Source organism: Psychromonas sp. B3M02, assembly GCF_003318165.1.
Lineage (GTDB): Bacteria > Pseudomonadota > Gammaproteobacteria > Enterobacterales > Psychromonadaceae > Psychromonas.
Genome location: NZ_QOCB01000126.1, coordinates 15,757 through 29,154, shown reverse-complemented (window position 1 = coordinate 29,154; position 13,398 = coordinate 15,757). Strand labels below are relative to the sequence as shown.

The window sequence follows — 13,398 nt, the reverse complement described above, 5'->3', positions numbered from 1 at the left end:
CAATAAAAAACACCTCGATAACGGGTAGGCTATCGAGGAGTTTAGCGGTAAAGATTATGCTTGGCTATCAGTAAGCGTAATGCTTATTGGATCTCTTGATTTTCTTTAATCAATTGATCGACCACACTTGGATCCGCTAGTGTTGATGTATCACCTAGTTGATCACTCTCTCCAGTGGCGATTTTACGTAAGATTCGACGCATAATTTTACCAGAACGCGTTTTAGGTAGTCCTTCTGCCCAATGTAAAATATCTGGTGTGGCAATAGCGCCAATCTCTTTACGCACCCATTGTTTCACTTCTGCATATAACTCTGGCGAAGAGTATTCACCTGAGTTTAGGGTTACGTAAGCATAAATACCTTGGCCTTTGATTTCATGAGGAACACCCACTACGGCAGCTTCAGCAATTTTCGGGTGCGATACTAATGCACTTTCTATTTCAGCTGTTCCCATGCGATGTCCTGAAACATTTAATACATCATCTACACGGCCTGTGATCCAATAATAACCATCTTCATCTCGACGTGCACCATCACCGGTAAAATACATATTATCGAAGGTTGAAAAGTACGTTTGTTCAAAACGTTCATGGTTACCGTACAAGGTACGCATTTGCCCTGGCCAGCTGTCTAACATCACTAGGTTACCTTCTACTGCACCCTCTAGAATATTACCTTCGTTATCTACAAGAGCTGGTTTAACGCCAAAGAAAGGGCGCGTTGCTGAGCCGGGTTTAAGGTCGGTTGCACCTGGTAATGGGGTAATTAAGATACCCCCTGTTTCAGTTTGCCACCAAGTATCGACAATAGGGCAACGCTTATCACCAATTTTGTCGTAATACCATTGCCATGCTTCAGGGTTAATAGGCTCACCAACTGAACCGAGAATACGTAATGAACTACGTGTTGTACCAATAATCGCATCATCACCTTTTGCCATTAACGCACGAATCGCGGTAGGTGCGGTATAAAGTAGTGTGACATTATGTTTGTCGACGACTTCACTCATACGCGCTGTGGTTGGGTAGTTAGGCACACCTTCGAATAACAGTGTTGTTGCGCCATTGGCAAGTGGTCCATACACTAAATAACTGTGTCCTGTTATCCAACCTACATCTGCGGTACACCAATAGATATCACCCTCTTGATAATCAAACACATACTTAAAGGTCATTGCTGCATATACTAGATAACCACCCGTGGTATGCAGTACACCTTTTGGTGTACCGGTAGAGCCTGAGGTATACAGAATAAATAACGGGTCTTCAGCGTTCATCACTTCTGGTTCGCAGTCACCAGCTTGATCTGCGGTGATCTCTGTCCAGTCAATGTCTCGACCTGCTTGCCAATTAATATCTGCACCGGTATTTTTTAACACAATGACATGTTCGACACAGTCTGTACCATCTCGGGTTAACGCTTCATCAACGTTGCCTTTTAATGGCACGGTTCTACCACCACGACGTCCTTCATCAGCAGTGATCACTAATTTGGCATTACTGTCGATAATACGTCCGGCAATCGCATCAGGAGAAAAACCACCAAAGACGATTGAATGGACTGCACCAATACGCGTACAGGCTAACATAGCCACTGCCGCTTCCGGTGTCATTGGCATATATAAACAAATAACATCGCCTTTTTTAACACCTAATGACTTTAATGCATTAGCAAATTGACAGACTTGTGTGTAAAGCGTTTGAAAAGTGATGTTAGCGTCTTGATCGGGTGTATCGCCTTCCCAAATTAATGCAACTTGATCTGCTCGCGTTGCTAAATGACGGTCGATACAGTTAACTGAAACATTTAATTCACCGTCTTCAAACCATTTAATATCAACTTGACCAGGGGCGTATGAAGTGTTTTTTACTTTTGTATATGGGGTGATCCAGTCTAAAATTTTCCCTTTTTCATGCCAAAATTTTTCTGGGTTTTCAATCGATTCAGCATAATCAGCTAGGTACTGATCATTTGTTAATAAGCTTTTCTTGGCTACTTCAGATGAAACTGGGTAAATATTATTTTCGCTCATTGCTCGCTCCGTTATGTCGTAATATTCATTACTTAAAAGGTTAGTGCTTGTTTAAACATTTATCACCTGATTCTAAATGACAGATAAAACCGTTATTGTGAGATAGGACAATGTTGTTAAATAAATGTTAATTGTCATTGAGTTAGCTGTCGTTTTGAGATCAGCATCAATAAAAAAGTAAACCTAATATCAATTATTTTTTACTTTACTGTTCGTATATTGCGTTTTTATGGCTACGCTTATTAGTTACCATGCAGAAGATAATGCGTAAAGAACGAGGGAAGCGTGAATCTCTTTAGTGTGGTTGAAAACACTGGAGAGATGTTATGGATAACAAACACCGCGGCTTTGCGGTACTCGCTATTGTAATAATATTGAGCATCGCAAGTATCGCTTACACCACTAATATGGCTTATCTGCAATTAATGGATAATAAAGTGCTGAGTAATTACTATGCTAATAGTGAGGCCTTTATCAACGCTGAGTCTGGGATTAACTTAGTACTGAATAAATTAAGCTCTGCAGTTCATGCCCATGAGATGTTAAAACAACTACCTTTCACTTTCGCAACTGCTGAGCAGGCTAATACTGCTTACCAAGTTAGCGTTACTAGTTTGACGGCGAATCAATTAGCTATCTCATCTACGGGTTACTCTAGCGATAAATCCGCCTTAAGGCTGATCTCTCTAGAAGTCTATTATGAGCTGGATTTTGATATTCCAACAGCACCCCTGCAGAGTAATGGTCGTTTAAATATTAATGCGGGAGATACGATTAATGACGGTTGTGAAGGTGTGTCGTTAATCGACTGTCTTTCTTCGGATAATATTGCCGACAATATTGTCATCAGCCAACATGATCTCAGTCTAAGCGAACAAACGCTGGCGTTATGTCCTGATCATAAAAGCCTCGAGCAGGAAGCCATTTACGGCGAGTTGACAGATGCGCAAGGTGCATCGCGAATACAAAGTATTAATAAAGGGCAGTGGGGAAGCACAGCAACCTTTAATAATCCTATTTTTGATCAAGTCACGCCGATTACTGACTTAACTGATAGTCGCTCTTTATTCGAAAAAACTTTTGTCGTGACCTGGGCAGATGCAAAGGCACATTTTATTAAATCTGAACAAGTTGCTTATATTGATATGCGTTACGGCAGTGCAATGGATTGCTCACATCAATTAGCTCAGGTAGAAGAGAGTATCTCCGTTATTTATATTGAGGGCGATTGTCATATTAACCCGTTAGACGTGGCTTCTAGCACATTATCGGGAGATCGGCACTTTACCATTGGTAGCACAGAGCAACCTAAAATGGTGTTTATGGAAGGGGGGACATTTGTTACCCCTCAAGATACACAAAGTGCAGTGATTGGCATGTTATACCTTTTGCCTAAGAGTGAAGCGGTATTGGACAACAGTGGTTCCTTTCAATATCAAGAGGGTATTCAACAAGTCAGTGAGCAGCAATCTATTAACCTATCTGGTATCAAGGTCAATGGCAGCTTACTGAGTGAATATGATTGTTCCTATACCAGTAACTTAGTAGACAGTGATGACGTTACATCACCTCATTTATCTGTTCGTTACGATAAACAAGTCTTAAAGCGTTTATATCAACAATTAGCGGTGATCCCGTCAGCAAGTCATTATCAATTAGTAGCTGGAACATGGAGAGACTTCTAATGAACAAGGAAAATCAAGGCTTTACCTTTGTAGAAATTTTAGTGTCACTGATTGTAATTAGCTTAACGGCGTTAAATATGAGTGGCTTACAAATAAAAATTGCACAACAACAAAATAAAAATATAGCCCACGCACAGGCAATTTCATTGGCAAGCACTAAGCTAGAAGGTTTGTTGAAGATAAATGACGTCGATGACCTGTTAGCACTACATCAACAGGTTGAAACTGATATCACATTAGCTAGTAGCGTTTTCTCTATTGAATGGGAAATTAAGTCTGTTGCAGATGATTTTAATGCGAATAATCAATTTAAAGAAATTAATTTGCATGTATCTTGGTCTAATAGTTTAGGAGAAGTTGAAGGCGTTGTTTATTCACAGCAAATCAATATGGCGTCCATACTCTCAGAGCAGTTTGAGCAACAAGTGAAAAAGGGGTTCTCTAATATCGTAGCACCGAGTACTACGTTAAATGAAATACTGTATTTTGACCCTAATAAAACGTATCAAGTGGGTGATTTTGTTATTTATAACAGTCATTTGTATCAAACAAATGGATTGTATTCGCAACTGAGTACTCCACTCATTAGCGGTTCGGATAATAGTGAGCTTGAAGTGGTAGGCTGGGATAGTCACGAGCAAGTGGATCAACTCAATCTGTTTGATAAGCAACAGGAGGAGTAAACGCTTTAATGTTATGACTTTGTGATAACCCAATAAACATGCTTATGCTACAATTGAACTATCATGCACTCGCTTTACTCTAATTCTATATAATTTAAATTTTGAAGGAATGTTTGGCCAATGATAGAAAGCCAACTGGTTATATTACAACAAGCTAATACCTATTTAGCAGCGGTGACAGAAGCACAATATACAGAAATCATTTCGCCAATGTTTATGAGTTCTGCAGGTGCACATATGCGCCATATTTTAGATCATTACCAATCTGTTATTAATGGTTTTTCAGAAGGTTTAATTGATTACGATAAACGCAGTCGTGGTGGGGTTGTTGAAAGTTGTCCTAAAGCAGCACAAGCAGCCATTAAAGAGATTGGCGTATTTTTACAAAGCCTAACACCCGAACAGCTTGCAACGAGTGTTAAGTTATCCACTGAAATCTCTGTTGTTGATAAACAAGTTGCCATGGTTGATACCACATTAGCGAGAGAAGTTATTTTTGTTGGTAGTCATACGGTTCACCACTTAGCAACTATTAAACATATCGCACAAGTACAAGAAGTGGATATTGAACGAGATTTAGGAATTGCACCAGCCACAGCGACCTTCCTACGAGCAGGGTAAGTTATGTGTACATTAACTTATCAATTGACTGAGCAGGGTTACCAGCTATTTTTTAATAGAGATGAGCAACGTGCTCGACCTCAAGCCATTATACCTATGCTAGATAAGCAACTTAACGCTGTTTATCCGATAGACCCTACTGGTGGTGGTACTTGGATCGCAACACATCAAAGTGGTGTGAGTTTAGCTTTACTCAACTATTATCAAGCTCAAATTAACCCCAGCCTTAAAAACTTTACCAGTCGTGGGGTGATTATTCCGCGTTTATTAGCGCGTGTTGATCAGATCCATCAACAGTTATTAAGCATGGACTTAAGCTGTTTCCAAGCCTTTCAACTATGTGTTTTTGACAGCCAACTGTCGTTATTAACGGCAAGTAAACACGGTGCCCGACAATATGTATGGGATGGTAAACAACTAACTCACTCTTTATTAAGCGCAATTGAGTCGTTGCCTGTTACCTCTTCCGGTGTGGATTTTGAAACCGTATCTGCCTATCGTAAACAGCACTTTGTTAATGCCATTAATGTACAAACAGCCAATACTGATGATTATATTCAATATCATCAGCATCAAGGTGAATCGGGCAAGTGTTCAGTAAAAATGTTCCGTGATGATGCCAAAACGGTGAGTTTTACCCATATTGCAGTCAATCAAAATAGCCAATTAGGTGAGAAAGTGCAGCTGGGGTATGTGGATTACTTTGCAGAGCAAACAGAAGAGAAAATTTCACTGACTTTTTAATTTTAAAGTCAGTGAGTTATAACGGCGGTTGAGCTTATTATTTAGTAATGCGGTGGACGCATCTCTTCTTTTTCTGACGCTAACTGATTCGGCTGACTCTCTTTTAACTTCACTGCTAATAAAGCCACTTGTTCTGTTAACTGTTGAGTGCGACGTTGCTGCTCAAATATCTCTTGATTAAGCGTGTCGATATTATCCTCTTGAAAAGCAACCTTCATTTCCAATTGTTCTATACGTTCTTCTAATTCTGTCTGTTTGTTAGTCATGATGTCTCTTATAAAGGTGCTAATGGCCAAATTTCTAATAAACCTGCGGAGCTTTCAGTGACAATCGCTGAATCGTTCCATAATGAGGCTGAGTATACTACAGCTGTTTTAGGACGTGTCTCTTTTCTTGCAGTCACTGTCCACTCTTGTTGTTTAAGTCCGGTCTCTGTATCCCATAAATTAACTGACTGAGTCGCATTGCCGGTTAATAAGTATTGCCCACCTTTGATAAAACGTACCGAAGAGAATATCGACTGACGGGCTTTATATATCAATGTGCTTTGTAACTTACCTGTTTGTAAGTTCCAGATTTGAGACGCTTTTTGAGTATCGGCAATAAATGCAAAGCGACCATTTTTCTCTAATCTTACTAAACTAACGCGCTGATCAAATTCAAAGCGTTGTACCACTTGTGCTGTCTCAGTATCCCATAAAAAGGCCTGGTGATCGTTGCCACCGGATAATACATAACGTCCATTACTAGACATATCGATACTGTTCACTTTTTCTCGGTGCAATGGTGCCTCTAAGCGGCGGCCCGTCTGTAAATTAATGTGAACTAACTTACCGTTAACCTGTCCATAAGCTATCATATTGCCGTTTTCAGATAGTTGAATATCTCGAATAGGAGAGTCGGACACTTGGTAAAATCCCAGTGATTTTCCAGTTTTTGTATCCCATAGGGCAAACTCATGGCGACTCGCTGTTAAGGCAACACTATTATTTGCTGATAAACGAACAATAAAAACGTCATTGTCTTGATTTTGATGGTGATACCAGTTGAACAATAGTTTATTGTTTCGGTTGTCCCATAAACTGATACCATGGTGGATGGATGATATAAGCGAATAATCTCCATTGTCGGAGATGTCCGCACTGAAAGCTCCCTCTGCAGCATGCTCAAATTGCTGCGAAGGTTGTGGATATTGCTCACAAGCAGTTAACAATAGGGTGCTTACGAGTAAAAGGGATTTAAAAGTATTAGCTAATTGCATGATTAAATTGTCTTTGTTGGTAAACAGCTATAAGGTTAGTATAAGTTAACTGTTTTAGATACTGCTTTGCAATTTTTGAAGTGAAATCAAAAGCTATCTGTTTTAATTTAATATTTGGAGTAACAATGAAAAACATTTTTAAAGTTTCTTTACTAGCAGCTACAGTTGCATTGACCGTTGGTTGTAACCAAGAACAAAAATCAGCAGCCCCGGCTCAAGAAGCAACTGCTGTGAATTTTAAAGATGCTAACGAAAAAGCAGCCTACGCAATTGGTGCTTCATTTTCTCGTTACGTTTCGACTACATTAGAAAAACAAGCTGAATTCGGCATGACATTAGATAAAGAAGTTATCCTACAAGGTATCACTGATACATTACGTGGAAACTCTAAATTAACTGATGAAGAGATGATCGAAACATTAAAAGTATACGATACAGAAGTTAAAGCTGCCGCTGAGAAAAAACAACTAGAATTAAAAGAAAAAGCGACAGCAGAGTCAAAAGCATTTTTAGAAGAGAATGCAAAAGCTGAAGGCGTAACAGTCACTGATTCAGGCCTACAATACTCAGTGATTACTGAAGCTGAAGGTCCAAAACCTGCTGCTGAAGACACTGTAACTGTACATTATGTTGGTACATTAATTGACGGTACAGAATTCGATAGCTCTGTTGCACGTGGCGAACCAGCTAAATTCCCACTAAACCGTGTTATTCCTGGTTGGACTGAAGGTGTTCAACTAATGAGTGTTGGCGAGAAATACAAGTTTGTTATTCCTGCTGACCTAGCATACGGAGAGCAAGGTGCTGGTTCTATCCCTGCTAACGCAACCCTGGTTTTCGAAGTTGAATTATTAGATATCGAGAAAAAAGCTGACGCAGCAGAAGAAAAAACAACTAAATAATGCTGTTAAAGCACTATTAGTTACTGAGGCCACTTTTTAGTGGCCTTTTTTGTGCCTTAAATTTTTAATCATTACGCTGAATACTTTGCAACATCCATCGCTCTGCCTGACAAGTAAGGTGACAGACACACGCATTGTGAATATTAAAATGACGAGGTGCATCCACTGGAATATGCAAAATATGCTTTAATAGCATCACAATGGATAACCCATGGGTCACCACAGCGATAGACTCACCAGGATGACGCAACGCAATCTCATTTAACTTATTAACAATACGTTCCTGTACCTCTTGCAAGGTTTCACCTTCACCAATACGATACCCTAACTCGCCAGAGAATAAGCGTTGTAGCTTCTGTTTGTCTTGTGCGGTTAACTGTAATTTAGGTTGCCCATCTAAATAGTCATAACTGATTTCTCGTAATTGCTCGCTGGTCTTTATAGTAAGTTGTTGAGCTGAAGCTAATGGCAGTGCAGAGGCTTGAGCTCGGCCTAAATCGCTGCAATAGAGTTGTTGTAACGGTATTACTTTGAAGTATTCGGCTAATTGTAAAGCCTGTTGTTGTCCCTTTTCGGTGAGTGGACTATCTGAGTGGCCTTGAAAGCATCCTTGTTGATTAAATAAGGTTTCGCCGTGGCGAATTAAATACACATCAGTCATAGCATTCCTTAGCATAAAAGAGCACTAATATTAACACCATAAAATGGCAAATAGTGTATCCTTGTGCGATAAATTTTAGACGATAATGAACAAGTGTTAGGTGATTGATGTGATGGGTTTTGACGTAGTGGTAATTGGTGCTGGTGCATCTGGTTTAATGTGTGCCATTGAGGCTGGTAAACGTGGACGAAAAGTACTGGTTATCGAGCATGCTAAACGTATTGGTCAAAAGATCATTATGAGTGGCGGTGGGCGTTGTAACTTTACTAACTTATACGTAGAACCAAGCAACTTCCTATGTAGTAATCCACATTTTGTAAAATCAGCACTGAGCCGTTATACACAATGGGACTTTATCGCGTTGGTGGATAAACATAATATTGCCTGGCATGAGCGTGACCATGGACAATTGTTTTGTGATGATAGCGCCAAACAGATAGTAAAAATGCTCCTTGATGAAGCACAGGCAGCAGGTGTGACTATCAAAACGCAATGTGAAGTAATCGCACATCAACAACTAGGCGATGACCATTTTAGAGTGCAAACTTCGCAAGGTGATGTTGAATGCCAATCATTAGTGGTTGCAACAGGTGGGCTGTCACTGCCTAAATTGGGCGCGACACCTTTTGCTTATCAACTGGCTGAAAAATATAACTTACCTGTGAAACCAACCCGTGCTGGCTTAGTGCCTTTCACTTTACAACCGACACAAAAAGAGAAACTAACTGAATTATCAGGTATTAGTTTACCTGCAACGGCCACGGCAATTAAAAAAAATGCGACGAAAAAAGATCGTCCAATGAGTTTTAGTGAAGCGTTATTGTTTACTCACCGCGGCTTAAGTGGCCCTGTGATTTTACAAATATCTAACTATTGGCAAGCGGGCGATACTATCTCAATCGATCTCTTACCCAGTGAAGATCTTAGTTTATTATTGACTCAAACTCAGCAAGATAGACCTGAATTAGCGTTAAAAACCGTGTTATCGCAGCATTTACCAAAGCGTGTCGTAGAGTGCTTATTAGCTATTGCAGAGATTGGAAGCCGCCCATTAAAGCAGTTTACTGAAAAAGAGTTGGCACAAGTAGTGGCACTGTTCCATCAATGGCAACCCTTAATTAATGGCACAGAAGGTTACCGCACAGCCGAAGTGACCTTAGGCGGTGTTGATACCGACGTTATTTCATCTAAAACCATGGAATGTAAATCTGTAAAAGGGTTGTACTTTGTCGGCGAAGCCATGGATGTCACCGGTTGGCTAGGCGGGTTTAATTTCGCATGGTGTTGGAGCTGTGGTTGGGCCGCAGGGCAAGCAGTTTAATTGTGTAGTGACAATAAAGTTGGCCCGTAAGCAATAAAGTTGGCCCACAGTGGTGTTTGTTACTACTCTTATCTTAGGTTGTAAGGTAGAGAATAATTATGTCACGTGGGCGAAAGTTAGAGTCTTTACAAGATTATCAGCGAGCACTCAAAAATAAATATGGGATTGGTCAAGGTAGTGATTATAAACCTTGGCTGAGAGTTCAAGATGTAAAATCTAACGGCACTAGATCGATTATCCAAGGCAGGAAGTCTCAGCGAGGACATCACATGATGTCCTCTATAGAAAGTGAGTTTTTCTATTTAGCAGAATTTATGGATAATGTTGTTGATATCAGAGAGCAGTTTCCTATTTTCCCTCTTAATTATACTCAAAAGGTTGCCAGCGCATTAGGCATTAAGCACCCAGCTCACCCAAAAACTAAAGAGCCAATTATTATTACAACAGATCAGTTGTTAACTATCACAAGCCCTTTAGGTAATTCATTTCATGCAGTCTCAGTAAAGCCAGAAAGTGAATCTGAGAAATTACGTGTGTTGGAAAAATTGATATAGAAAGGGTTTGTTGGGAGCTACTCGGTGTAAAGTTTAGTTATTTCACAGGTAACGAATTAACAAGAGCACAAAGTAAAAATATAGATTGGGCAACCAGTCCTTTCCGTAAGAGTGAACCTGTTTTCTCCCATTACCAAATAGACTATGTACTTTCTTCTATGAAATTAGGTATGAATTCGGTTGAAGAGCTTTGTAATAGATTAATCTCACAGAATATTGTTTCTAATAGTGATGCGTTATTAATAATTCGTTATTTAATCGCAGATAAGTACATCGATGTAGATCTATCATTCAATATACCTGAATCAGGGATATTAGATGTGAAACGTATTGCTGAGGCTCAAGGAGATATTGCAAGTGGAAATTTCTAAAAACAGCATATGGGAATTTAAAGACTTTGATGTATTAGATGATGGTTTGTATAGAGTTCTAGATATTATTCATGGCGTAGAGTCTGTTATTCTATTTCCACTCCACAATCCAGCAAGGACAGTTCGACCAGTAGCTGTTTCCCTTACACTTTTTATCGAGCAAATAGAAAATAAGAGTGCAATTAAAGCTAGTTTTGAAATGCCGAACTATCTACTCCTTGTTGAGGAAGATATTCCTGAGCAATATATTAAACGACGAGACAAAAACTATAATTTAGTTAAAGACCTTGTTGTTGACAGATCTTTTCTTTTCGATTTCGCTACAAAGAAGCGAGTTTTACAACTTTCTGAATATGCCAGGAAAGTTGGAGTTGATCGTAAGTCATTAGCTAGGCTATTAACACTATATTGGCGCTATGGTCAGGATGAAATGGCACTTATGCCGGCATTTTTACAAAGTGGAGCTATAGGAAAAGAACGGACCCCTACCAATAAGCCGTTGGGAGCTCCAAAGAAGATTCGAACTTTAGCAATAAAAAGAGCTACTAAATTTATTGTTTCAGATATTGACAAAAACATATTTAAAACAGCTATCAAAAAGTACTACCTGAGAGAATCTGTTTTATCACTGGCAAATACATATAAAAAAATGCTAGCAGACAGTTACTCAGAAGAGATTCGGTTTGCAGGTGCGTGTAACAGACCTCCATTGGTGCCAACAATGAAACAATTTAGATATTGGAGTAAAAAGATCTTTACTCAAGAGGAGGTTATTAAACGAAGGACGACAGAGAATTATCATCTTAGGAATCAAAGAGCCTTATTAGGTAGCGTCAGGTAGCGTCGCACAAGATAGCTTTTTACCAGGGACCCATTACGAAATTGATGCGACTGTAGCTGATGTCCACATTGTATCTGCTTTAGGCTCTCAGCACGTCTTGGGGAGGCCAACAATTTATATTGTAGTGGATAGAGCAAGTCGAATGATCGTCGGTATGCATGTATCTTTGTATTATGCTTCTTGGCGTGCAGCCAGACAGGCTTTAGTTAATTGCTTTCTGCCAAAGGCAAATTACTGTAAAGAATTTGGTATAGATATTGATGATTCAGAATGGCCATGTGCTCATATCCCTAAAGAGCTTGTATGCGATAATGGTGAAATGATTGGAATACAACCTAAAAAAGCTCTTATACCAATGACTAAGTTATCTTTTACCCCTCCTTATAGACCTGATTGCAAAGGGGTTGTAGAAAAACGGTTTGATATTTTAAATGATAAAGTACTCCATGAATTGTTAGGCACTACAAAAGGTGGGAATGTCGTTCGTGGAAGCAGAGATCCGAGAAAAGATGCAATCTATACTTTAAGGGAGGTCTCTATAGAAATAATAAAAGCTGTGCGAGAACATAATCGTACGCTTTTTGATGACTTAGCATTTTCTAGTCCTTTGATGGTTGAAAATGATTTGTCGCCAACCCCATTAAATTATTGGAAAATTCATATAGCTAAGCATAGACATGAACTGCAATCAGCTACTTCAAATGATGTAATAGCTCGGCTGCTTCCACCTGCTGAGGTAAGTGTAACTCGAAGTGGAATACAATTTAATGGACTTTATTATTCCTGTGCAGAGGTCGAAGAGCGAGAATTATGTTCGATAGCAAGAACAGCTGGGCAGTGGCGTTTAGAAGCAAGAATAGATGAGAACACATCGAACTATATATACGTTAGACTAGATAAAGATAAAGGCTTTGTTCGTTGCAACCTATTACCCCGAAGCCGTATGTTTAGTGATAAGGCGATGTGTGAGTCAGACTTAATAAAAGATTGGCTCGAATCTACTATTAATAATAACAAAGTAGAATCTTTGGAATTAATAAAAGAGGATAAAAATACCATAGAAAAGCATTGCTGTGAGCTATTACGACAAGGGAATTCAATGATAGAGGTAAGTCGATTAACGGGCAAAAGCCGCTGTTATATAAAACATCTCGCTTTAAGAAAAAAAATACCAGTTAATCTGAAACCAAGAGTATTGACTGAGGAGTTGAAGGCAAAAATTGCAAAAATGGCCCATAAAGGCTTTCATCGTTATGCTATTGCTAAAAAATATAATGTATCGGCTGGGAGTGTAGAGATGGTGATATCAACCACATTAGGCCTAGTTCAGAGACGACAGCGTTGTAAAGAGGAGTCCATGTGTCGTCGTTATAAAACAAAAATAATGCGTTTTAGAATGACTTTTTCTGAAGCTTTACGCAAGCACATAAAAATAGAGTGTAGTGATGCATTTTTTGGCTGTATCTGCATGATCCTAAATGGCTTGAAAAGAATTTACCAAAGCCAACTGCAGTGGTTTATAAAAATAGTGTCGATTGGCATGAACGTGATATTGAGCTTGTAAATGTCACGACCAAGTTACTAGATCGTCAGTTATATCCAATATCACGAACTGAGCTTGATAAAGCTTTAGGGGGACATGGTTGATTAAATATAAGGATAAATTACCACTCACCATGACGGTAATTACAGATCATTTAAACTGCTGCTAATAATGCATT

At 39.3% G+C, this 13,398-nt stretch carries 15 protein-coding genes; 11 read left to right on the top strand and 4 right to left on the bottom strand.

The features are described 5' to 3' along the window. Positions 1-83: 83 nt before the first annotated feature. Positions 84-2,033, bottom strand: coding sequence for an acetate--CoA ligase (gene acs / locus DS885_RS13950; RefSeq protein WP_113820031.1), 1,950 nt, complete (start codon positions 2,031-2,033; stop codon positions 84-86). Between the two features lie 326 nt (positions 2,034-2,359). Here acs and DS885_RS13945 point away from each other — a divergent pair, with 326 nt between their 5' ends. The 4 genes from DS885_RS13945 (at position 2,360) to DS885_RS13930 (ending at position 5,766) form a co-directional block, all read left to right on the top strand. Then, positions 2,360-3,718: a hypothetical protein gene (locus DS885_RS13945; RefSeq protein ID WP_113820030.1), complete on the top strand. Its 1,359-nt coding sequence runs from the start codon at positions 2,360-2,362 to the stop codon at positions 3,716-3,718. Continuing rightward, positions 3,718-4,401 carry a type IV pilus modification PilV family protein gene (locus DS885_RS13940; RefSeq protein WP_181817770.1) on the top strand — a complete coding sequence of 228 codons (684 nt, stop codon included), beginning with the start codon at positions 3,718-3,720 and terminating at the stop codon, positions 4,399-4,401. Before DS885_RS13945 ends, DS885_RS13940 begins: the two co-directional genes overlap by 1 nt. 120 nt (positions 4,402-4,521) lie before the next feature. After that, positions 4,522-5,022, top strand: coding sequence for a DinB family protein (locus DS885_RS13935; RefSeq protein ID WP_113820028.1), 501 nt, complete (start codon positions 4,522-4,524; stop codon positions 5,020-5,022). 3 nt (positions 5,023-5,025) lie between these two features. After that, positions 5,026-5,766: an NRDE family protein gene (locus DS885_RS13930; protein ID WP_113820027.1), complete on the top strand. Its 741-nt coding sequence runs from the start codon at positions 5,026-5,028 to the stop codon at positions 5,764-5,766. Positions 5,767-5,807: 41 nt separating this feature from the next. Here the strand turns inward: DS885_RS13930 and DS885_RS13925 are convergent, their stop codons facing one another. Next, the gene (locus tag DS885_RS13925) at positions 5,808-6,032 is read right to left on the bottom strand and encodes a SlyX family protein (RefSeq protein WP_113820026.1); all 225 of its coding nucleotides are present in this window, start codon (positions 6,030-6,032) and stop codon (positions 5,808-5,810) included. 8 nt (positions 6,033-6,040) lie between these two features. Then, the gene (locus tag DS885_RS13920) at positions 6,041-7,027 is read right to left on the bottom strand and encodes a WD40 repeat domain-containing protein (RefSeq protein ID WP_113820025.1); all 987 of its coding nucleotides are present in this window, start codon (positions 7,025-7,027) and stop codon (positions 6,041-6,043) included. Positions 7,028-7,152: 125 nt separating this feature from the next. Between DS885_RS13920 and fkpA the strand changes: the two genes are divergently transcribed. Then, a complete protein-coding gene (fkpA, locus tag DS885_RS13915) occupies positions 7,153-7,929 on the top strand; it encodes an FKBP-type peptidyl-prolyl cis-trans isomerase (RefSeq protein WP_113820024.1) in 777 nt (258 codons plus the stop codon). 64 nt (positions 7,930-7,993) lie between these two features. Here the strand turns inward: fkpA and DS885_RS13910 are convergent, their stop codons facing one another. Further along, entirely contained in the window at positions 7,994-8,590 is a 597-nt protein-coding gene (locus DS885_RS13910) for a histidine phosphatase family protein (protein WP_181817769.1), read from the bottom strand. A gap of 109 nt (positions 8,591-8,699) precedes the next feature. On the opposite strand from DS885_RS13910, the gene DS885_RS13905 reads away from it, so the two are divergent. The 6 genes from DS885_RS13905 (at position 8,700) to DS885_RS17915 (ending at position 13,324) form a co-directional block, all read left to right on the top strand. Continuing rightward, complete coding sequence (locus tag DS885_RS13905) at positions 8,700-9,911, top strand: NAD(P)/FAD-dependent oxidoreductase (RefSeq protein WP_220149709.1); 1,212 nt, start codon at positions 8,700-8,702, stop codon at positions 9,909-9,911. A gap of 98 nt (positions 9,912-10,009) precedes the next feature. Then, a complete protein-coding gene (locus DS885_RS17680) occupies positions 10,010-10,465 on the top strand; it encodes a TnsA endonuclease N-terminal domain-containing protein (protein ID WP_220149708.1) in 456 nt (151 codons plus the stop codon). Next, positions 10,438-10,836, top strand: a complete 399-nt coding sequence (locus tag DS885_RS17675) for a TnsA endonuclease C-terminal domain-containing protein (protein ID WP_220149710.1) — start codon at positions 10,438-10,440, stop codon at positions 10,834-10,836. Before DS885_RS17680 ends, DS885_RS17675 begins: the two co-directional genes overlap by 28 nt. Then, positions 10,823-11,677: a hypothetical protein gene (locus tag DS885_RS17670; RefSeq protein WP_220149707.1), complete on the top strand. Its 855-nt coding sequence runs from the start codon at positions 10,823-10,825 to the stop codon at positions 11,675-11,677. Before DS885_RS17675 ends, DS885_RS17670 begins: the two co-directional genes overlap by 14 nt. A 142-nt stretch (positions 11,678-11,819) precedes the next feature. Further along, entirely contained in the window at positions 11,820-13,241 is a 1,422-nt protein-coding gene (locus tag DS885_RS17665; protein ID WP_220149706.1) for a Mu transposase C-terminal domain-containing protein, read from the top strand. Next, positions 13,190-13,324 (top strand): hypothetical protein, encoded by a 135-nt coding sequence (locus DS885_RS17915; protein WP_369007758.1) that lies wholly within the window; start codon positions 13,190-13,192, stop codon positions 13,322-13,324. The genes DS885_RS17665 and DS885_RS17915 overlap by 52 nt, the downstream gene beginning before the upstream one ends. Positions 13,325-13,398 lie beyond the last annotated feature (74 nt).